This is a genomic window from Rhodoglobus galactosidasius, assembly GCF_054957775.1.
Map to the genome: position 1 here is coordinate 15,160 of NZ_JBQIAV010000008.1, position 21,514 is coordinate 36,673.

General features: G+C 59.9%; 16 protein-coding genes. 3 read left to right on the forward strand and 13 right to left on the reverse strand.

Features of this window, described 5'->3' with window-relative positions; genetic code table 11:
- Positions 1-109: 109 nt before the first annotated feature.
- The 7 genes from infB to ACTJJW_RS11115 form a co-directional block, all read right to left on the reverse strand.
- A complete protein-coding gene (gene infB, locus ACTJJW_RS11085) occupies positions 110-2,953 on the reverse strand; it encodes a translation initiation factor IF-2 (protein ID WP_462644645.1) in 2,844 nt (947 codons plus the stop codon).
- A 90-nt stretch (positions 2,954-3,043) separates the two neighbouring features.
- Positions 3,044-3,334 carry a YlxR family protein gene (locus tag ACTJJW_RS11090; protein WP_462644647.1) on the reverse strand — a complete coding sequence of 97 codons (291 nt, stop codon included), beginning with the start codon at positions 3,332-3,334 and terminating at the stop codon, positions 3,044-3,046.
- A 127-nt stretch (positions 3,335-3,461) separates the two neighbouring features.
- Positions 3,462-4,463 carry a transcription termination factor NusA gene (gene nusA / locus ACTJJW_RS11095; RefSeq protein ID WP_462644649.1) on the reverse strand — a complete coding sequence of 334 codons (1,002 nt, stop codon included), beginning with the start codon at positions 4,461-4,463 and terminating at the stop codon, positions 3,462-3,464.
- Between the two features lie 74 nt (positions 4,464-4,537).
- Entirely contained in the window at positions 4,538-6,319 is a 1,782-nt protein-coding gene (locus ACTJJW_RS11100; RefSeq protein WP_462644651.1) for a proline--tRNA ligase, read from the reverse strand.
- An 18-nt stretch (positions 6,320-6,337) separates the two neighbouring features.
- A complete protein-coding gene (gene ispG, locus ACTJJW_RS11105; RefSeq protein ID WP_462644653.1) occupies positions 6,338-7,486 on the reverse strand; it encodes a flavodoxin-dependent (E)-4-hydroxy-3-methylbut-2-enyl-diphosphate synthase in 1,149 nt (382 codons plus the stop codon).
- 69 nt (positions 7,487-7,555) lie between these two features.
- Positions 7,556-8,200 carry a CoA transferase subunit B gene (locus tag ACTJJW_RS11110; RefSeq protein ID WP_462644654.1) on the reverse strand — a complete coding sequence of 215 codons (645 nt, stop codon included), beginning with the start codon at positions 8,198-8,200 and terminating at the stop codon, positions 7,556-7,558.
- Entirely contained in the window at positions 8,200-8,976 is a 777-nt protein-coding gene (locus tag ACTJJW_RS11115; protein ID WP_462644656.1) for a CoA transferase subunit A, read from the reverse strand. The genes ACTJJW_RS11110 and ACTJJW_RS11115 overlap by 1 nt, the downstream gene beginning before the upstream one ends.
- A gap of 388 nt (positions 8,977-9,364) precedes the next feature.
- On the opposite strand from ACTJJW_RS11115, the gene ACTJJW_RS11120 reads away from it, so the two are divergent.
- Complete coding sequence (locus ACTJJW_RS11120) at positions 9,365-10,561, forward strand: acetyl-CoA C-acetyltransferase (protein ID WP_462644658.1); 1,197 nt, start codon at positions 9,365-9,367, stop codon at positions 10,559-10,561.
- Between the two features lie 91 nt (positions 10,562-10,652).
- Here ACTJJW_RS11120 and ACTJJW_RS11125 read toward each other — a convergent pair whose 3' ends face one another.
- The 4 genes from ACTJJW_RS11125 to ACTJJW_RS11140 form a co-directional block, all read right to left on the reverse strand.
- Positions 10,653-11,981, reverse strand: coding sequence for a M50 family metallopeptidase (locus ACTJJW_RS11125; protein WP_462644659.1), 1,329 nt, complete (start codon positions 11,979-11,981; stop codon positions 10,653-10,655).
- Between the two features lie 89 nt (positions 11,982-12,070).
- Positions 12,071-13,153, reverse strand: a complete 1,083-nt coding sequence (locus tag ACTJJW_RS11130) for a 1-deoxy-D-xylulose-5-phosphate reductoisomerase (RefSeq protein WP_462644661.1) — start codon at positions 13,151-13,153, stop codon at positions 12,071-12,073.
- A gap of 49 nt (positions 13,154-13,202) precedes the next feature.
- Positions 13,203-14,018 (reverse strand): FKBP-type peptidyl-prolyl cis-trans isomerase, encoded by an 816-nt coding sequence (locus ACTJJW_RS11135; protein WP_462644663.1) that lies wholly within the window; start codon positions 14,016-14,018, stop codon positions 13,203-13,205.
- A gap of 289 nt (positions 14,019-14,307) precedes the next feature.
- The gene (locus tag ACTJJW_RS11140; RefSeq protein ID WP_462644664.1) at positions 14,308-14,778 is read right to left on the reverse strand and encodes an OsmC family protein; all 471 of its coding nucleotides are present in this window, start codon (positions 14,776-14,778) and stop codon (positions 14,308-14,310) included.
- A gap of 164 nt (positions 14,779-14,942) precedes the next feature.
- On the opposite strand from ACTJJW_RS11140, the gene ACTJJW_RS11145 reads away from it, so the two are divergent.
- Complete coding sequence (locus ACTJJW_RS11145) at positions 14,943-15,926, forward strand: asparaginase (RefSeq protein WP_462644666.1); 984 nt, start codon at positions 14,943-14,945, stop codon at positions 15,924-15,926.
- Positions 15,927-15,950: 24 nt separating this feature from the next.
- On the opposite strand, the gene ACTJJW_RS11150 is transcribed toward ACTJJW_RS11145, so the two are convergent.
- Positions 15,951-17,156 carry an ABC transporter substrate-binding protein gene (locus tag ACTJJW_RS11150; protein ID WP_462644668.1) on the reverse strand — a complete coding sequence of 402 codons (1,206 nt, stop codon included), beginning with the start codon at positions 17,154-17,156 and terminating at the stop codon, positions 15,951-15,953.
- A 172-nt stretch (positions 17,157-17,328) separates the two neighbouring features.
- On the opposite strand from ACTJJW_RS11150, the gene ald reads away from it, so the two are divergent.
- Complete coding sequence (gene ald, locus ACTJJW_RS11155; protein ID WP_462644670.1) at positions 17,329-18,444, forward strand: alanine dehydrogenase; 1,116 nt, start codon at positions 17,329-17,331, stop codon at positions 18,442-18,444.
- Here ald and ACTJJW_RS11160 read toward each other — a convergent pair.
- On the reverse strand, positions 18,410-21,499 hold the full coding sequence (locus tag ACTJJW_RS11160; RefSeq protein WP_462644672.1) for an FtsK/SpoIIIE domain-containing protein: 3,090 nt from the start codon (positions 21,497-21,499) through the stop codon (positions 18,410-18,412). The genes ald and ACTJJW_RS11160 overlap by 35 nt on opposite strands.
- Positions 21,500-21,514: the final 15 nt, after the last annotated feature.

The following is a 21,514-nucleotide window of genomic DNA, read 5'->3' on the forward strand; positions in this document are numbered from 1 at the left end:
TCTATTACTTTCGCGGCCTCGAGTTTAGCTGAGGCGTTGACGGCGGCCCCGTTCAGGAAGCTTGCGTAGCTCCGCTTCCTGAACGGGGCCGCCGTCATAAGCCAAACGGTTAAACCCGCGGCTTTTCCTTCATTTCAATTGTCTCGATCTCGTCACCGATTTGGATGTCGTTGAACTTACCAAGACCAATTCCCGCTTCGTAGTCGGTACGCACCTCGGTGACGTCGTCCTTGAAGCGACGCAGTGAGTCGATCGCCAAGTTGTCGCCAACGACGACTCCTTCGCGAATAACTCGAGCACGAGCGTTTCGCGTGATCGTTCCCGATCGCACGATGACACCAGCGATGTTTCCGACCTTGGAGGATCGGAAGATCTCGCGGATCTCGGCAAAACCGGACTGAACTTCTTCGAACTCAGGCTTGAGCATGCCCTTGAGCGAGTTCTCGACGTCTTCGAGTGCCGCGTAGATGACCGAGTAGAAACGTACGTCGACACCTTCGCGGGCGGCGCGTTCGCGTGCCTTCGGGTCGGGCCGAACGTTGAATCCGATGATGATCGCGTTGTCGACTGTGGCGAGGTTGATGTCGCTTTCGGTAACAGCACCAACACCGCGGTGGATGATACGCAGCTGTACCGAGTCATCAACATCAATCTTGAGCAGCGACTCTTCGAGGGCTTCAACAGCTCCCGATACGTCACCCTTGATGATGAGGTTGAGCGATTCGACCTTGCCGTCTTCGAGGGCCTTAGTGAAGTCCTCGAGGCTGATGCGCTTGCGGCTACGAGCCAGCTGGGCGTTACGCTCTGCTGCTTCGCGCTTTTCGGCGATCTGACGGGCCATACGGTCATCGTCGGTTACGAGGAACACGTCGCCGGCCTTGGGAACCGAGGTCAATCCAAGTACAGCAACCGGGCGCGACGGCTCGGCCTTGGTGATCGAATCGCCGTTCTCGTCGAACATCGCACGAACGCGACCGTAGGCGGTTCCCGCGACGATGGGGTCTCCGACCGACAGCGTTCCCGACTGGATGAGCACGGTTGCAACAGCACCGCGACCCTTGTCGAGCTTGGCTTCGATCGCGACACCACGAGCATCCTTGTTGGGGTTTGCGCGCAGGTCGAGTCCGGCATCCGCTGTCAGGAGCACAGCATCAAGAAGCTCGGTGATGCCGATCTTGTTGAGCGCCGAGACGTCCATGAACATGGTGTCTCCACCGTATTCTTCAGCCACGAGACCGAATTCGGTGAGCTGCTGGCGAACCTTTGCCGGGTTTGCGCCCTCTTTGTCGATCTTGTTGATTGCGACAACGATCGGAACGTTGGCTGCCTGAGCGTGGTTGAGTGCTTCAACCGTCTGCGGCATGATTCCGTCGTCTGCTGCAACCACGAGAATCGCGACGTCAGTAACCTGCGCACCACGTGCACGCATAGCGGTGAACGCCTCGTGACCCGGGGTGTCAATGAAGGTGATCGGACGCTCGATGCCGTCGTGCTCTTTGACAACCTGGTAAGCACCAATGTGCTGCGTGATGCCGCCGGCTTCGCCAGCAACAACGTTGGCGTTCCGGATCGAGTCAAGCAGCTTGGTCTTTCCGTGGTCGACGTGACCCATGACCGTGACAACGGGAGGACGGATGACGAGTTCGTCATCTGATTCCTCTTCGAGTTCTTGATCGAGGTCCATATCGAAGCCGAGCAGGAGCTCGCGGTCTTCTTCTTCTGGCGAGACCATTTCGATCTTGTAACCGAGCTCATCGCCCAGAATGTTGAAGGTTGCCTCGTCGAGCGACTCTGTCGCGGTTGCCATCTGTCCCAGGTGGAACAGAACGGTAACCAGGTTGCCGGGGCTCGTGTCGATCTTGTCAGCGAAATCGGAGATCGATGCACCGCGACGCAGGCGAAGAACCTCGCTACCATCGCCACGGGGAATGCTTACGCCACCCAGTGAAGGAGCGGCTCTCAGCTCGAACTCTGCCCGTTTCGCCCGCTTCGACTTGCGTGCCTTGCTTTTGCCGCCACCGCGACCGAAGGCACCTGCGGTACCGCCACCGGGGCCGCGACCGCGACCGCCGCCTGGCGGACGGTTAGGACCAAAGTTGTTGCCTGGTGCGCCACCTGGGCGTGCTCCGCCACCAGCGCCACCGGGACGCTGACCGCCACCACCACCGGCACCTGGGCCACCTGGACGCTGACCGAAGCCGCCCGGACGTGCACCCTGACCGGGGCCGCCTGGACGCGGAGCGCCGGGACGTGGCGTTCCGGGGCGAGGCGCACCGGGGCGCGGGGCGCCGGGACGAGGTGCACCGGGACGAGGAATTCCGCTAGCAGCGCTGCCGCCAGCACCAGCACGTTGCGAGCCCTGGTTGGAGGCGTATGGATTGTTACCCGGGCGCGCAGGGCCGCCGCGCTGCATTCCTTGGTTGGAAGCGAAGGGGTTGTTTCCTGGACGGGATGTTCCCGGACGAGGAATCGCCGAAGGGCTCGGCGCAACAGGAGTGTCGCCTGCAGGCTTCGCGCCAGATTCGGTGGATGCCTTCTCGGCAGCCAAAGCCTTTTCTGCGGCTAGAGCTTGAGCCTGACGCTCAGCAACCGTTAGGGGAGCGGGAGCCGCGCCCTCTTCTGGTTCGTGAGCAGGCTCTGACGTTGGCTCGGGTACAGCAGCAGGAGCTTCTTCAGCAACGACTGCAGGGGTTGGAGCACTGGGTGTCGGCGTCTTCGGTTTCGGTGCAGCTTTAGGCGCGGCCTTAGGAGCAGCCTTGGGCTTCTCCGGCTCTGCTGGGGCTTTCGCAGCGTCTGCTTCTAGTGCAGCTTTTAGCCGTCGCGCGACGGGTGGTTCAATGCTTGACGAAGGGCCTTTAACGAATTCGCCCATTTCTTTGAGCTTCGCTAGTGCAGCCTTGCTATCGACGCCTGCTTCGGCGGCGACTTCGTGTACGCGTGGTTTTGCAGCCACTTTTCTCCTGTCTGGGTCTGCTCCCAGACAGGGGCAGACCGCTAATTACGGACGGAACTCATTTCGAGCCGCTCATTAGTTGTCCATAGGTCAATCAGCCTGTTCGTTAGGGGACATCGGTTGATGTCCCGCCTCATATTCAGCTAACACTGAAAGAAGTGTTCCGGTATCTAGCGGTGAATTCACCTTCAAAGCACGCTCAAAAGCTCTGCGTTTGACTGCAGACTCATAACACGTGGATGTGGGGTGGAGCCACGCACCGCGACCCGGAAGTGCGGCCGAATGGTCGGCCACAACCGCACCGTGAGATGCGATAACCCTCAGTAACGAGGATCTACTGCCGCTTGCACGACAGCCAATACACGTTCTTACTGCATCCATGATACCCCTACTCTCCAGTCGCGCACTCCCCCGCGTCTAGTGTCGGCGCGTAAACCGCACTTGCGAGCGGCGCACAACTGCGGTCGACGCTGTCTCACAGGGAGAAGAGCCGGCCGCGGTCGCGCGACTACTCGCCGTCGAGAATCGAGTCTGGTTGGATGTCGATGCGGGCACCGGTTAGCTTGGCTGCTAGGCGCGCATTTTGGCCCTCTTTGCCGATCGCCAGTGAGAGCTGGTAGTCGGGAACTAGGGCACGGACTGCTTTGGTCGCTTCATCGAGGACAAAAGAGCTTGAGACCTTGGCCGGTGAAAGCGCATTCGCGACAAACACGGCAAGATTCTCTGAGTAGTCGACGATGTCGATTTTCTCGTTGTTGAGCTCTGCTGTTACGGCGCGCACACGTTGGCCAAGCTCGCCAATGCACGAACCCTTAGCGTTGACGCCCGGCTCGGTTGCCCGAACGGCCATCTTGGTGCGGTGACCGGCTTCGCGAGCCACCGAAGTGATCTCAACAATGCCGCTAGCGATCTCAGGAACTTCAAGGGCAAAGAGTTTGCGTACGAGCGAAGGATGGGTGCGGCTGACCGTGATCTGAGGACCCTTGTCACCCTTGTTCACGGCAGTGACGTAGACGCGCAGTCGTGAACCGTGCTTATATTCTTCGCTCGGAACCTGCTCCTCGGGAGGCATAATCGCCTCGACGGTGCCCAAGTCAATGTGGATCATCCGAGGGTTGGGGCCCTGCTGGATGACGCCGGCAACAATGTCGCCTTCGCGACCTTTGAATTCGCCGAGAACCTTGTCGTCACCAATGTCGCGAAGACGCTGGTTGATGACCTGCTTCGCTGCGAAAGCTGCGATGCGACCGAAATCGCTTGGGCTGTCTTCAGCCTCACCGACGATTGCGCCTTCGTCGTCGTATTCAGGAACCCACACACTAACGTGGCCGGTCTTGCGATCGAGTACGACGCGAGCCGTCGGCGCAATCTCTGCAGCCTTACCTTCGGGAGCCTCAACGTGCTTGAGATAGGCACTCATGATTGCCTGCTCAATGATTTGCACCAGCTCTTCGAACGGTATCTCTCGCTCGCGCTCCATCATGCGCAGCACGCTCAAGTCGATATCCATTGAGGGCCTCCGATATTCATTTAGGGGTGATAAACCGGAGCCTCACTGGCTCCGAATAGGCTAGTTTAGCCGCCTTATCCGAGCAGCGCCGCACCAACCTCATCGATGTGTGTGCTGGTGCGCTCGTTCGTAACACGATCCCAGACCTCGACCATTCCGTTGGCAGCATCGCGGCCAACAATCACGATCTTTGGCACGCCAAGCAGCTCAGCGTCGCCGAACTTTACGCCAGGCGAGACCTTGACGCGGTCATCGAAGAGCACGTCGAGTCCCGCACTCTCGAGCGAGGCAACCAGGTTCTCTGCGGTGTCGAAAATGACGGGGTCTTTGCCCGCGGCCACGATGTGCACATCAAACGGGCTGATGTTCTTGGGCCACAAGAGACCCTTGCCATCGTTTGTCGTTTCAGCAATTGCAGCCATCAGTCGCGTAACGCCGATGCCGTAAGAGCCCATCGTGACGGTGACGAGCTTGCCGTTCTCGTCGAGAACCTTGAGGCCGAGGACCTCTGCGTATTTGCGACCGAGCTGGAAGACGTGACCAATCTCCATCCCGCGAGCAGTCTCAATGGGTCCACTGCCGTCGGGGGCGGGATCACCCTCGCGCACATCCGAGACTTCGACCGTACCGTCAGCCACGAAATCACGACCGGCCACGAGACCAAGAACATGCTTTTCGTGGATGTTGGCGCCAGTGATCCACTGAGTGCCGTCAACGACACGAGGGTCGAGCACGAAGCGCACACCGGTTGCAGACTTCTCACCGATCACGGCGCCCTCAGGCGACCACGGACCGATGTAGCCCTTCACAAAACCGGGGTTTCCCTCAAGCTTCGCGAGTGCAGCGAAGTCTTCTGCGGTTGCCGCTTCGACCTCTGCTGGCGCAAAGGCAACCTCGGCACGCTTGAGGTCAACATCGCGGTCGCCAGGCAGCCCGACAACGACAAGCTCACGGGTTCCGTCGAGCGATTTAAGCGCAAGAACCACGTTCTTGAGGGTGTCGGCCGCAGCCCACGGGCGATCAGCACGAGGCTGCTGCTCGTTAGCCAGCGCGACAAGCGTGTCGATCGTGGGCGTGTTTGGCGAATCGAAAATCAGCGGCTCAGGTAGGCCTGCAATGGGGAGCGCCTCTGGCGGGGTCGTGCGGTACGCCTCAACGTTCGCGGCATATCCTCCAGCTGAGCGCACAAAGGTGTCTTCGCCGATCGGGGTGGGGTGCAAGAACTCTTCGCTCTTCGAGCCACCCATTGCGCCAGCATCCGCGGCAACTACGACGTACTCCAGGCCCAAGCGAGTGAAGATTCGCTCGTAGGCGTCACGGTGCTGCTGGTACGAAACGTCGAGCCCGGCATCCGTGTAGTCGAAGGAGTAGCTGTCTTTCATCGAGAACTCGCGCCCACGAAGTAGGCCAGCACGCGGGCGTGCCTCGTCGCGGTACTTGTCCTGGATTTGGTAGAGCGACAGCGGCAAGTCCTTGTAGCTCGAGTAGAGGTCTTTTACGAGCAGCGTGAAGACCTCTTCGTGCGTTGGCGCCAATAGGTAGTCAACGTCGCGGCGGTCCTTGAGTCGGAAGATTCCGTCGCCGTATTCGGCCCAGCGACCGGTCAGCTCGTAGGGCTCGCGCGGCAGCAGCGCCGGAAAGTGCACCTCTTGCGCACCGAACGATTCGAGCTCGTCGCGGATGATCGCCTCAATCTTGCGGCGCACCTTGAGCCCGAGGGGCAACCAAGCAAACACCCCTGGTGCTTGACGACGGATGTAGCCGGCGCGCACCAAAAGGCGGTGACTGGCTACCTCGGCATCGACGGGATCTTCGCGGAGCGTGCGGACAAAGAGTTGAGAGAGACGTGTAGACACGCCTCAATGTTAGTGCGGCTACGGGGTGAGCACTTGCGGGCTGCCGATCTCGCCAGCAGGCATCTCCGCAGCGATGCGGTTCGCTTCCTCGATCAGCGTGGCAACGATCTCCGATTCGGGCACAGTCTTGATGACTTCACCCTTGACAAAGATCTGGCCCTTGCCGTTTCCGCTGGCAACACCGAGGTCGGCTTCACGAGCCTCACCCGGTCCGTTGACAACGCAGCCCATGACGGCAACGCGCAGCGGAACGGTCATGCCTTCGAGACCCTCAGTGACGTCGTTGGCGAGCTTGTAAACATCGACTTGCGCGCGACCACAGCTGGGGCACGACACGATTTCGAGCTTGCGCTCGCGAAGGTTGAGCGACTGCAATATCTGCAGTCCAACCTTGACCTCTTGAGCTGGCGGGGCAGAGAGTGACACGCGGATGGTGTCGCCAATGCCCTCGGAGAGCAGGATGCCGAACGCGGTCGCACTCTTGATCGTGCCTTGGAACTCGGGACCAGCCTCGGTGACGCCCAAGTGCAGCGGCCAGTCACCGCGCTCGGCGAGCATCCGGTATGCCTTGACCATCACGATGGGGTCGTTGTGCTTGACAGAAATCTTGAAGTCGTGGAAGTCGTGCTCTTCGAAAAGACTTGCCTCCCAGACAGCGCTCTCCACGAGCGCCTCTGCTGTTGCCTTTCCGTACTTCTGCAGCAGGCTGGGCTCAAGCGAACCAGCGTTAATGCCGATTCGCAGGCTCACACCGGCGTCCTTAGCCGCCTTGGCAATGTCGCCGACCTTGTCGTCGAATTTGCGAATGTTTCCGGGATTTACGCGAACGGCGCCGACTCCGGCATCAATCGCCGAAAAAACATACCGCGGCTGAAAGTGGATGTCGGCAATAACCGGAATCTGGCTCTTCTTCGCGATGATGTGCAAGACATCCGCATCATCTTGGTGGGGAACAGCGACTCGAACAATATCGCAACCCGACGCGGTCAGTTCGGCGATCTGCTGAAGAGTTCCGTCGATGTTCGTAGTCTGCGTTGTCGTCATTGACTGCACGCTGACTTGCGAATCGCTACCAACTCCTACAGAACCGACCTTGATCTGCCGGGTCTTGCGACGGGGAGCGAGGACTTCGGGAACTTTCGGCATTCCAAGATTGATTGCTGGCACGATTCCAGTCTAGAGCCGACTCCTGAACAACACCGGAATGCTAGCTCGCGGCGAAAAGGAAATAGCGAACTACCGAGTGTCGAGATCGACCATAAGGTCGGGCTCGGTTGCCGCCCTCACCGTGGCTTCGTCGACGCCGGGCGCAAGCTCGCGCAAAACGAGCCCATCGGCTGTGATGTCGATCACGGCGAGATCGGTGATGATGCGGTGAACAACGCCACGACCGGTGAGCGGTAGCGAGCACTCGTTCACGATCTTGGGGCTGCCGTCTTTAGCCACATGCTCCATGAGAACGATCACGCGAGCTGCGCCGTGCACCAGATCCATGGCGCCGCCTGGGCCCTTGACCATCTTTCCCGGGATCATCCAGTTGGCAAGATCGCCAGCGACCGAAACCTGCATCGCACCCAAAATTGCCGCGTCAATCTTGCCGCCGCGGATCATGCCGAAGCTCATTGCCGAGTCAAAGAAGGCGGTGCCTGGAAGGGTCGTGACTGTCTCCTTGCCCGCATTGATGAGGTCGGGGTCAACGTTCTCTTCGGTCGGATAGGGCCCGACGCCGAGAATGCCGTTCTCTGACTGCAACACAACGGTGCGACCCTCTGGCACATAGTTCGGCACCAGAGTGGGAAGCCCAATACCGAGATTCACATAGGAGCCATCGGCCAATTCAAGTGCGGCACGCGCCGCCATCTCTTCACGTGTCAAAGCCATTACGCCACCTCTTTCTGCACAGTGCGACGTTCGATTCGTTTCTCGACATCTGAACCCACCTCGATCACCCGCGTGACGTACACGCCGGGCAAGTGCACGGCATCCGGTTCAATCTCGCCGGGTTCGACCAGCTGCTCGACCTGGGCGATGCAGATGCGGCCAGCCATTGCTGCGAGTGGCGAGAAGTTGCGCGCCGACTTAGCGAAAACGAGGTTGCCGTGACGATCACCCTTGAGCGCGTGCACGAGCGAAAAGTCTGTTGTGATCGACTCTTCGAGCACAAACTCTTTCGACGTTCCGTTGACATCAAAGGAGCGAACCTCCTTCGGGGGAGACGCAATCGTAATGCCACCCGAACCGTCGTAGCGACGAGGCAGTCCACCCTCGGCCACTTGCGTGCCCACACCGGTTTGTGTGAAGAACGCAGCGATTCCGGAGCCACCAGCGCGAAGCTTCTCGGCAAGCGTGCCCTGCGGCGTCAGCTCGACCTCAAGCTCTCCCGTCAAAAACTGACGCTCAAACTCTTTGTTCTCGCCAACGTACGATGACGTCATCTTGCGGATGCGATGGGCCGCAAGCAGCACGCCTAAGCCCCAGTCATCGACACCGCAGTTGTTGCTCACGATGCTCAAATCGTCAGAACCCACCTCCAGCAGCGCCTGAATGAGCACCATCGGATTGCCGCAGAGACCGAAGCCCCCGACGGCAAGAGATGCCCCATTCGGAATATCGGTGACAGCTTCAGCCGCCGACCCCACTGTCTTATCGATACTCACACTCGGACCTCCCGCGGTTGATTCTTCAATAGTTCTTCCGTTACCCAGCAATTAAGTCTGCAGGATACTGCGTCACCAGAACTGTGTAGTCAGTGACAAACGGCGCCCCAGGAAACTTCACCTGGCGAAGTTCTGGTCAACGGTTGTCACGCTGTTCCGGAGAATACAACGCGGGCACGTGATTGAAAAGGCCCCGCGACGGGCTAACGAAAACTATCGTCGCAATTTACGCCGGAGCGAGGTACTTTTTATTGACCCACATGATGGGATTTTTTCTGCTGCCGTGGGAGCACTGCTATCTGAACCTGAGGACCGGTTCAGACTTCGGGTTGCCATGGTTGCTCAACCACCCTGTCAACAACGGCACACGAACAGAGGAGTTTGCACAGTGGACAACACCCCCGCACCCAACGATGTAGTAATCCTTTCCGCGACTCGCACCCCACAAGGGAAACTGCGCGGGCAACTGGGCTCGCTCAGTGCCGTACAGCTCGGCGCAGTAGCGCTTAGCGCAGCCATAGAACGCTCCGGCGTTGACGTCGACGACATCGACCAGGTCATCTTCGGCCAGGTGATTCAGGCTGGCGCGGGCCAGAACCCCGCACGACAGACGTCCATCGCGGCAGGCCTCGCCTGGAAGACCCCGGCCGTCACGGTCAACAAAGTCTGCCTTTCTGGACTTGCCGCCGTTGTGGATGCTGCGCGTCTCATCCGTCTCGGCGAAGCCAACGTTGTTGCTGCCGGCGGTCAAGAATCCATGACCAATGCACCGCACATTCTTCCCGGATCACGCATGGGCTGGGCTTACGGCACTGTTTCTGCGCTCGACTCCGCCGCCCATGATGGACTCACGGATGCGTTCGATGCCGAATCGATGGGCGCTAGCACCGAGCGCCACAACGGCCGCCTCAAGATTGGCCGCACCGAACAGGATGAGATTGCTGCCGCCTCGCACCAGCGCGCCGCCGCTGCAATGGAATCCGGCGTGTTCGCCGATGAGATCGCGCCTGTCATGATCCCCCAGCGCAAGGGCGATGACCTCGTACTCGACACCGATGAGGGCGTACGCGCCAGTACGACGGTAGAGACTCTCGCCGGACTACGCCCCGCCTTCGACCCCGCAGGAACAATCACCGCCGGCAACTCATCGCCGCTGAGCGACGGTGCTTCTGCTGTCATCTTGGCTAGTCGCGCTTGGGCTGAAGAACACGGCCACACGTGGCTGGCTGTGCTCGACCGCTCCGGCCACGTCGCCGGCCCCGACAACTCTCTGCACTCGCAGCCGTCACGTGCTATTGCGGCAGCGTTGGAGAACGCGGGCTGGAGTGCGGGCGACCTCGATTTTGCTGAGATCAACGAAGCTTTTGCCGCGGTGAGCCTGCGCTCAACCGCGGAGCTCGGGCTGAGCCACGACATCGTCAACATTCATGGTGGAGCGATTGCCCTCGGACATCCCATTGGCGCCTCAGGCGCTCGACTCGTTGTGCACGCTGCTCACGAGCTCGCACGACGCGGCTCCGGCCGCGCTGCTGTAGCACTGTGTGGTGGCGGCGGACAGGGTGACGCGCTGCTGTTGAGCCGCTAAGGCTTCAGGGATGTGTCACGGCTCAAGCGGCCCGGGCGCATCCCTGTTCGTAACCGGGTTCACACCCATACGTGCAAACGCGAGGGCGCTGCTAGAAGATCGAGATCGGCTTCACGATGTCTGCGTAGACCAATAGCAGGGTCATGGCCCCGAGAAGCACCACAACGACAAGCGTCAACGGGATGATCTTGGCCGTATCGACCGGGCCTGGATCAGGCTTGCCAAACAGCTTGGCGAAGAAACGACGGATACCCTCATAGAGCGCACCCGCGACGTGACCGCCGTCTAGGGGCATCAGTGGCACCAGGTTGAAGACAAACAGCGCCACGTTGAGGGAGCCGATGAGCCCGATCAGCGATGCAACCCGATCAGCGACCGGAGCCGAATCGAGACTCGCAATCTCCCCAGCAATACGACCGACGCCGACCACACCGATCGGACCGGTCGGATCGCGGTCACCAGGGCCGAAGGCGGCAGCGGCAACGTCGACCATGCGCTGGGGAAGGTTTACGATCACGTTGGTAACGGCCACAACGTTCTCACCAACCGCAGGCAGAACCGCGGTCACCGGCTGCTGAACGGTCTCGACGGCTGAGCCGATTCCCAGGAAACCGTACTCTTCGGTCCGGGGGTCGCCATCCGCGTTTTCTGCAATCTGTCCGCGATCGTCGTAAACGTAACGTTCGGTGAGCAGCGGCTCGGTCACAAGCGTGACCTCGGCTCCATCTCGCTCCACGACCACCGACAACTCCGTGCCAGCAGCAGCCCGAATGTACTCGGTAGCTTCAGCCCATGTCTCCACCGGCTCGCCATCCATTGACACCAGTCGGTCACCCGGGAGCATTCCTGCGGCGAAGCCCGGTGCTGCCGGATCAGTGCTCTCACATGTTTGGCGCTCTGCAGTAGCCGGGATCACACACTCAGAGACACTGCTGATCGTCGTAGTGGACTGCGCGACGCCAAAACCCATAAAGAGAATCGCAAACATCACGATTCCGATGAGGAGGTTCATCAACGGACCGCCGAGCATGATGATGACTCGCTTGAACACTGGCAAACTATAGAAAGCCCGCGACTCGTCGACATCAACCAGGGTGTCAGCACTCGCGGTGCGAGCATCCTGAACCAAGGACTGAAAAATACCCGTCGTAGCGGTGCGACCTTTGTCGTTCGCCTTGCCAGGCGGGTACATGCCAGCCATCGCAATGTAGCCGCCGAGTGGAATCGCCTTGACGCCATACTCCGTCTCACCGCGCTTGCGCGAGAACAGAGTCGGTCCGAAACCGATCATGTATTGGCTAACGCGCACGCCAAAGAGCTTTGCCGGCAGTAGGTGACCGATCTCGTGCAGACCGATCGACACAGCAAGGCCGACCACGACAACTAGAATGCCGAGAATATACAAAAGCACGTTTTCCACCCGCTAAGACTAGCCACGAGCGCCGACGCCGACCTGTGCCGGTGCTGTGGAAGCAACAGAACTACCTCACACTGGGGGTTATCTGTGCCTCAACGACGCGTCACTACTACCGAATCTGCTTCGCGGCGGGCCCACGTTTCAGCATCGTGCAGCGCGTCAAGGCTCAACTCTGTCGCCTCATGACTCTGCACAACCTGCTCAACAACATCCAGGATGTCGAGGTAGCCGATGGCGCCCGCGTGGAATGCGAGGACTGCCTGTTCGTTGGCTGCGTTGAACACTGCGGGATAGGTGAGACCGGCAGCGCCGACAGCCTTTGCCATCTCAACGGCCGGGAAAACTTCGCTGTCGAGCGGCTCAAAGTTCCACGTGCTCGCAGTAGTCCAGTCCAGAGGGGCGCCGACACCAGCAACGCGGTGAGGCCAATCCAGCGCGAGAGAAATCGGCAGGCGCATATCGGGTGGGCTCGCCTGGGCGATAGTGGATCCATCCACGAACTCCACCATGGAGTGCACAATCGACTGCGGATGCACCGTGACCGTGATGCGGTCGAACGGCACATCGAACAGTAAGTGCGCCTCAATGACCTCTAGTCCCTTGTTTACGAGGGTTGAGGAATTCGTAGTGATTACGAGACCCATGTCCCAGGTCGGGTGCGCCAGCGCTTCTTGCGGAGTCACCTCGCGCAGCGAATCACGGGTACGACCGCGGAAGGGACCCCCGGATGCTGTCAAGACAAGTCGACGCACCTCAGAATGCTCCCCCGATTTCAGCGCCTGCGCGATCGCAGAATGCTCGGAATCAACGGGAACAATCTGCCCAGGCTTGGCCCGCGACATCACCAAATCGCCGCCGACGATCAGGCTCTCCTTGTTGGCCAAAGCCAGCACTGCACCTGAATCGAGCGCCGCGAGCGTAGGCCCAAGACCCACCGAACCGGTGATGCCGTTGACGACGACATCGGCCGCGACATCCCGAACCAGCTGGGCCGCTTGCTCAGCACCGAACGCGATATGGTCGACGCCGAATCGCGCAGCCTGCTCTTCAACAAGTGCGCGATTCGAGCCCGCGGCCAGCCCGACTACATCGAACCGATCGCGATTCGCGTCGATCACGTCAAGCGCTTGCGTGCCGATTGACCCGGTCGAACCAAGCAGAATTATCTTGCGCATTCCGCAACCTTAGCGACCCCGCACAAATGTGCGCGAATGACGAGCGAGACTAGCCGAGGCCGAGAATATCGACAACAAAAACGATTGTGTCAGTGCCGCTGATTCCCGCACCCTCGCTTCCGGCCTCCCCATAGCCTTCGCTGGGGGGCAGCACTGCGATGATCTGCGAGCCAACCTTTTGGCCCTCAAGCGCAGTTTTGAAACCTGAAACGACCTGTCCGGTGTTGAACGTTGACGGTTCGCCGCGAGCCCAGCTCTCGTCGAAAATTTCTCCTGTAGTCCAGTTCATGCCCACGTAGTGAACAACGACATCTGAGTTCTCTTCAACCGTCGCGCCGTCGCCCTGCTTAAGGACAGCAACCTCGAGTTCTGAGGGCGGATCAGTTGACGGAATAGTGATCGTCGGGCGACCGTCGTCGTCAAGCTCAACCGTTGGTAGCCCATCAACTGCAGGCTGATCTTCGCCATCTGCACGCGGAAGCGCCGGGTCAGCCGGGGCATCAACCGAAATTACGTCAATAACGAAAACGATGTCGTCGTCGGCGGCAACACCAAGCTGCTCACGTGCGGCAGCGTCGGCGAAGGACTCCTCAGGCGGAACTACTCCAACTACACGCGAACCGGCAGTCGAGCACTGGAGCGTCTTGACTAAGCCGGCGGGGAGCAGCTCGACATCAACGGGAAACGGGGCAATGCCAGCCTCGTCGTACGTCGTTGACGTCGAAAGTTCCTCACCCGTGGCACCGCTGTACAGCGTGAAGTACACGTTAGCCTTCGCTCGTTCGACCGCGAGCTGATCGCCGTCACCCTTGATCGCGACCGAACGCTCGGTCTCCGCGACATCAGTCGGGAAGTCAATTTTCACTGTCGGTTTGCTAGCGAAGTCGCCGCTGGTTTCAATAGCATTCGAAGCAGAGCCGGAAGCTGTCTCCGTGCAATCATCCGACCGCCCAGCCGTCGTCGAGTCGGTGGGAGCACATGCGGCAAGAGACACCACAACGCCGAGGGCAAAGATTAACGGAATCGCTTTACGCACAGGAACCTTTCACAGCAACAACAAGAAACAGCAATCCTCCCGCACTGTTGCTGTGTGTAGCGTGTGGAATCGCCGCTCGCCTCGCTATCTGCGAGAGTCAGCGAGTCGTGACAGGCTGCTAGTCCTCAACGATGATGCGTGGCTGGTGAAGAACCGCAAAGTTGACGGATGACGCGATGAAGCACTTCTGACTAGCTTCGGCGTGTGCATCCATGGCATCGTCAACGTTGCCTGCCGAGATCGTCACGACGGGCCGAAGGGTCACCGAGGTGAAATGCCCGCCCCCGTTGTCGGTCTGCTTCATCGTGCCCGAGACCTCGTCGTGGTAGGCAGTAACCACGATTCCCCGACTGACCGCCACATGCAGGTAGCTCAACATGTGGCACTGGCTGAGGGCCGCAATGAGCAGTTCCTCCGGATTCCATCGGTCGGCAGAACCGTGGAAGACGCGAGCGCTTGAGCCATCGATGCTGTGCTTGCCGATGGCAGTTATCTCATTGTGGCGGGAGTACCCGCGGTACTCGCGAGTGCCCTCACCAAGGTTGCCCGACCATTCGAGCCGCACCTCAAAGTTGTGGTCGATATTCATCAGAATCTCCCTCGCCTGCATCCAGCCCAACGCGAACGACCGCAGTACATAGTCGCACTGCCACGCGCGACTCCACCGTAGCGTTCCAGCTTGGGAATGACCGAGTCCCCAGAGTTCGTTCGAGCCATCGCGGCAAAGCGCTGGGATGCAGCTAGCGTGGGATGGTGAATGTAGCTTCTTCGAGCCCAGCCAATGCCCTTACCGTCGACGACACTGCGCAACTGGCCGTGCTCGAGCGGTCAGGAATGATCGAGTCCCGTCACCTTGGCGCAGCAGTCGTGCTTGCCCCAGACGGCAGCGAACTGCGTCGACTCGGCAACCCCGACGCGCTCATCTACCCGCGCTCCACTCTCAAACCGATGCAAGCCGTCACGGTGCTGCGCTCAGGAGTGACACTCACCGACGAACAACTAGTGCTTGCCAGCGCAAGCCACACCGGCAGCCAGCGCCACCAAGATGTCGCAGCATCGACCCTCGCCGCCTACGGTCTTAGTGCTGACGATCTGCGCTGCCCTCCTGACTGGCCGGCAGATTCGGATGCTCGGCGCGCAGCCGACGCTCCTACTCGGCTCGCGATGAACTGTTCAGGCAAACAAGCGAGCTTCCTGGCTGCCTGTGTTGTCAATAGCTGGCCGCTCGAGAGTTACTTGGAGCACGACCATCCGCTGCAAGCTCGAATTCGCGAGACTGTTGTCGACTTCACGGGCACCGAGTTGGCGCACGAGGGAATCGATGGATGCGGCGCTCCAGTCTTCGCCATGAGTCTCACTTCTCTGGCCACCGCCATCCAGCGCGTGGTTACTGCCACCTCCGAAAGCGACCAGTACTCCCACGCCCTCGTCAGCGCGATTAGGGCACACGCGTGGGGGCTCGACATGCCCCAGGTGGCCGAAGCGATGGATGCGCTGGGCATTATCGCCAAGCGGGGTGCCGAGGGCGTTCTCATTGCGGCGGCCCCCGATGGCACCACCGTTACCCTAAAAATTCTTGACGGCTCGATCCGCCCGCTCTTGCCGGTCGGTCTGTCGTTGCTCGCTGACGCGGGCGCAATTGATGCAGATGCTGCTGCCGCAGTGCTTGCCTCGACCACTGAAAAGGTCCTAGGTCGAGGCTTGCCGGTCGGCGAGCTGCGCTATCAACTCGTCTAGGGGCCCTGCGTGTTTGTCGGCGGCCTAGCCCTCGCCGGTGACGCGGCGGAACTCTGCATTGAACGCTTGATCGTCGTTTGAGCTGAGGGTTCGGAAGCTGCTCGCACGTGACATCGCAGCGTCATCCGGGAACGTGAACTGGTTCTTGGCCAAACTCGGATAGTTCTCGATTGCATATTCGAGCGTTCCCTCAACAGGACTCACACACTGAATCCACTGCACAACTTCTGTCGCAACCGCGGGGTCGTAGTAGAAGTTCATGAGCTTCTCGGCGTTAGTTTTCTGCTGAGCTCCTGCAGGGATAACCAACGAGTCGGTAAAGAAGGTTCCCCGTGATTCGGGGAGTAAGAACTTGTACTTCTCGTAACCCGCCTGAGCGTTGAGCACAGCGATATCGCCGGCCCGAGCGAACCCGGCGAGCGCCTCACCCGACCTGAACGTGTCGATGTAATCGCTGCCCATAACGCCAAGAATGTGTCGTGAGGCGAGGTGTGTCTCAAGCACCGCGCTCGCCTTCTTGAACTCTTCGATTCCCCAATTTTCTTCGGAAATATCTACACCGTGGCCGAGCAACAGCATGCCGATCGTGTGTCGCATTTCTGCGAGCACAACTACTTTGCCTTTGAGGTCGTCTCGCCACAATTGCTCAACAGACTCAAGTCCCTGGGGGTATTCCTCGGCGTTCCAGGCTAGGCCAATGAATCCGCTTTGCCACGGCAGCGAATATTCGCGGCCGTGGTCGAAGGCTGGTTGCGCGAGTTCCTTCTTGAGGTTCGCTTTGTTGGGGATGTTCTCTGAATCGAACTTTTGTGCGTAACCGAACCTAATGAGGCGCGCAGCCATCCAGTCGCTGACAACGATGACGTCGGCCCCCGTGGGCTTCCCCAGTGCGAGTTGGTCCTTCATCGTCAAGTAGAAGCCGACATTGTCTTTGACAACGGCGCGGTACTCCACACTGATATCTGACTGCTTCGTGAATTCTTTGAGCGTTGCGGAGTGACCGCTGAGGTCTTCGTCGATGTACGACGGCCAACTTGCCCATACGAGCGAGCTGTCACTTTCAGATATATCAATAGCACTCGAGCCGTCTGGTGCGGCACATGCTGCAAGAGCTAGCGCGGATACGCCAAGCCCTGCTCCCTGCAATAGCCGTCTGCGGCTGAGTTGAGATTGCTTCGCCTGCAGCACTAGCTGCTGGATCGCTGGATCCTGCAGAAGTGGTCTCGTCACAGTTTCTCCTTCGCCCCACCAATTACCCCGATGGTAGTGAGCGCAGTTTGGGTAGTTGTAGCCCCAGTTAGGAGGGGGATTTATGGGCGCGTGGCAACAATTCCATGTTTTGCCATCAGATTCGCGCCATTATTGTGCCCAATTCGGGTACCGCGCAGGTACGCTCTGGTTTATGAGGATTGCTGTTCCCACCGAAGTCAAAAACAACGAGTTCCGTGTCGCGATCACCCCAGCAGGGGTGCACGACCTAGTCGCACATGGACACGAGGTGCTCGTGCAGTCTGGTGCTGGCCTTGGCTCGTCTATTACCGATGAGCAATATGTTGAAGCGGGGGCCACACTTTCTCCGGATGCTGCGAGCACCTGGGCATCAGCCGACGTCTTGTTGAAGGTGAAGGAGCCGGTCGCTTCGGAGTATCAGTACTTCCGGGATGATCTCGTTCTTTTCACGTATTTGCACTTGGCCGCTGAAGAAGAACTCACCCGCGCGTTGCTCGACGCGAAGGTCACGTCGATCGCGTATGAGACTGTTCAGCTTCCTTCGCGTGCGTTGCCGCTGCTGGCTCCGATGAGTGAAGTTGCTGGCCGCTTATCAGCAATTGTGGGAGCCAACGTCATGCTCAAGCCCAACGGGGGGCCGGGGATGCTGGTGCCGGGAGTTCCTGGAACTCACCCTGCGGAGATCGTCGTTCTCGGTGGAGGTGTAGCCGGCACGAGTGCTATTTCTGTCGCTGTGGGTCTCGGAGCCCAGGTGACAGTTCTTGACACCAACATTCAGCGTCTGCGGGAACTGGATGCTCTGTATGCGGGTCGCATCAAGACGATTGCATCGAATGCTTTCGAGATCGAGCGTGCACTTTTGACCGCCGATTTGGTGATTGGTTCTGTTTTGATTCCTGGCGCGAAGGCTCCCAAGCTTGTGAGCAATCAGTTGGTGTCGCAAATGAAGCCGGGCAGCGTTCTGGTTGACATTGCGGTTGATCAGGGCGGCTGTTTTGCAGACTCCCGGCCCACGACACACGCTGATCCCACTTTCTCGGTGCACGGTTCGGTGTTCTACTGCGTGGCGAATATGCCAGGCGCGGTACCTCATACGTCAACGCATGCCTTGACCAACGCCACCATGCCTTACGTGCGTGCCATTGCGAACTTGGGTTGGCGCCCAGCACTTTCTGCTGATTCTGCTTTGGCACTGGGGCTGAACACGTTCGGTGGCACCGCAGTGAATGCGAATGTTGCCTTAGCTCACGGTCTCACGCAGTCACGTCTTGAGGATGCGCTGCGCTAGCTGGTGGCAACCGCACCCTGCCTGCTCCGTCTTCGGTGACTCTCCAGTAGTGGCCTAAGCCTGAAGAAAGCGGGGGCGGCAGCTCGCGCGTGCGCGCGAGTTGACGGTAGTCGCTGAGGTTGCAGCCGTCGAGCAGGGTAGTGGCCTGCGCTCTCAATAGCGTTAGCGCGCCCCAGCGGGATTGCCATTCATCGATTGATCCGATGATGGCTATCGGGCGAGCAGCGTCAGTGATGAGCAGTTCGCGTTCGGAACCCGGCGCCCCATCGAGGGAGCGAACCTGCCAGCCTGCGGCCGTGAACGCGGCTGTGGTTGCTGCCGGGCGGCTGCTGGCGATGGCGAGATTTTCGGCGTGGCTGAGCATTGCGACTGCTGCCGGCCTCGGAAGTGGAGGGTAAGTGTCGCTCAGCGCTATTTGCACTCGTACTCCTTTCCAAAGCCCGCCTCCGGGCGGCAGCGCGGCGTTGAAGTCGGCGGAGGTTCCGCCAGAAAGCACGAACTCTTGTTTGCTCCCAAACCGAAGCCTCAGAGTGTTTGGCATGAGTTGGGCTAGTGATTGCAATGCGGGCGTGATGCGTTGAGCACTCGCGGCTACCCAAATTTTGCGCGCTGGTCCTTCACGCAGTAATCGTACGAGTCGGTCGAGTACGGCGGCACGGTAGTCGTCTTCGAACCGCGAAACGATCGCATCGAGGTCATCGATCACCAACAGCGTTCGAAGCGAGGGGTGCCCGCGTACCCCTGCCTGGTCGAGTTTACTGTGCAAGTCAGCAAGGGTGTCCCAGAATCCTGCGGGTTCGAGTCCCCCAGTTACAACCCGGACGCCTGCCTCTGTGTCTGCGAGAGGCCGCGTGGCGGCCGCTGTGGGGTTGATGATGTTGCTCGATGCGGCTGCTTGTGCGGAGGCTGCAGCGGCGATCGTTGCGATCGCTACGCTCTTTCCGCTGCCGGGGGCGCCCAAGATGAGCACATTGCCGTCACCCGATGGTGACCATTCGGCTACGCCCTGCCTCTGTTCATCTGGCAGGTCTGTGAGCCCAAAGAACACTGTGTCGCCATCAGACCTATTCGGCACACCCCAGACGTCGCTCGGGTGATGCGAGTTCGGTGCACTCTGCTGCTTGACTTCGTCGCGTTTGGAACGCGCGCTGCTGAGTTCCGTGACGGTGGCGAGGGGAACGTGTTCGGAGAGCGGTTGGCACCAGGGCCGTCGGGGGCTATAGGTTGCTGGCCATCGCTCCGCGACGGCCAGCACGTCGCCAGGAGTGGCAAGCGCGAACTGCGCTAGCTCTGCAGAGGACGAGCCATGAGCGACCCACGCGCGACCTTTTGCTCGTGCGGGAAGCTCGGCGGCGCGGTCGCTGCCGATCACCGCGGAACTGTCGGCCGCATTGTTGACGCGCAGTGAGATCCGTAGATCGGCGTTTGCAAGCAGCGCATCTCGCACCACCCCCGAGGGTCGTTGGGTGCACAGGATGAGGTGCACACCGAGTGAGCGACCACGGGCTGCAATGTCGCTGAATAGTGCGTGAAGCTGCGGGTAATCCGCCATCATCGCTGCAAACTCGTCGACGACGATCACCAACCGCGGAACGGCGTCTAGCTCAGAGATGTCTCTCGCGCCTGCCCGCGCGAGTGCGCGTTCCCGGTGCTGTAGTTCTGCACGGAGGCTCGCGAACGCTCGACTGGCTGCTGTCTCATCGAGGTCGGTGATGATTCCGACAGTGTGCGGAAGTTCGGCAAGGTGAGTGAACGCTGAGCCACCCTTGAAATCGACGAGAAGGAACGTGACGTCGTCGGGCGATGATTCGGCAGCCATTGCGAGAACCCACGAGATAAGCAGTTCGCTCTTGCCACTCCCTGTGGTGCCACCAACGACGGCGTGCGGTCCGTTTGCCACGAGATCGACCATGGTTCGACCATTCGCGCCCACTGCAGGCCTGCTCTCAAGCGAGTGGGCGCGCTCGGCCATCGGCTCGGTGACGGGGCCGAGTTGGGCCAGAAGTTCTTGGAATTCGAGCGAGTCGGGCACAGTACCGTCGCTGGTCGCTAAACCATCTCTGGAGGCGATCTCGTGCGCCGCGAGCGCCCACACCAGGGCTTGTTCGCGACCGAGGAATGATGGCTCAAATTCGCGTCGCTGATGCTTGTCAGGATGACCAACAACGGCAACTGCATCGCCGCTGGCACGAATGACGATCCGGTGCCCGCTTGGCGCCTGCTGTTCATTCGTGACGACACTGATCGATACGCTCGGCGTATCGTCTCCCAGCTGCCCCCAGTGCACGCTAGCGCGCTCGTGACCCGTGTTAGCCGCATCCGCCCCACCATCTGAACGCAATACGCGATGGGGAAGATGTGAACCCCACTGTTCTGCGCTGAAGACGCCGCGCAGTCTCACCCAACTTGTCGTCGGAGCGAGAGTGCGAGCCAGCTGTATTGCCAACGCTCGGGCCAACGAGAGCGCAATCAGCTCGTTGCCAAAAATTGCGATGCCGAGTCGAGCATTCACCGCGATGGGGGCACCCTGCAGAGTGGATGCCTGATTGGTAAGTCGCTGATAGTGTTCGTCGATTGTTGAATCCACGCGGTCATGAGACCCTGCCCGGTCGATAACGAGATTGCTGCGCACGCTGCCGTAGCCGAGGTGCACCGGCAGCACATCGTGGGGTTCTCGCATCCATCGAGACGAATCCGTGTGCGCGTCTCGCACCACAACGATTGCCGGCGGTGTGCACTCAGCGAGGTCACCACTTTCGCGCCGGTGGTATGCCTCGATTGCCGAGTGTGTCGTTGACATATCGTGCGAGAAACGTGCGGCTTCGGCTCGCAGTTTCTTGCGTGTAGAAACGCGCGAATCAATATAACTTCCTGTTGCGGCCAGCGGCCCTAACGCCGCAAAAATGAGCGCAAATGTGGATCCTGTGATCAACCAGATCGCCAAAGATGCAACGACCGGCACTATTGCCGCGACGACCGGAAAACGAAACGGCGCGGCTGGCTGCGGCGCCGTCGGCAGGGTGATGTGTGGGTCGTTGGTGCGGGATTCGGTCACAGGCCTACTCCACCA

Excerpts from the sequence above, each read along its gene's own strand:
- ACTJJW_RS11110 (WP_462644654.1), bottom strand. The coding sequence starts at position 8,200 with ATGGCTTTGACACGTGAAGAGATGGCGGCGCGTGCCGCACTTGAATTG.
- ACTJJW_RS11090 (WP_462644647.1), bottom strand. The coding sequence starts at position 3,334 with ATGGATGCAGTAAGAACGTGTATTGGCTGTCGTGCAAGCGGCAGTAGA.
- nusA (WP_462644649.1), bottom strand. The coding sequence starts at position 4,463 with ATGGATATCGACTTGAGCGTGCTGCGCATGATGGAGCGCGAGCGAGAG.
- ACTJJW_RS11130 (WP_462644661.1), bottom strand. The coding sequence starts at position 13,153 with ATGCGCAAGATAATTCTGCTTGGTTCGACCGGGTCAATCGGCACGCAA.
- ald (WP_462644670.1), top strand. The coding sequence starts at position 17,329 with ATGAGGATTGCTGTTCCCACCGAAGTCAAAAACAACGAGTTCCGTGTC.
- ACTJJW_RS11140 (WP_462644664.1), bottom strand. The coding sequence starts at position 14,778 with ATGAATATCGACCACAACTTTGAGGTGCGGCTCGAATGGTCGGGCAAC.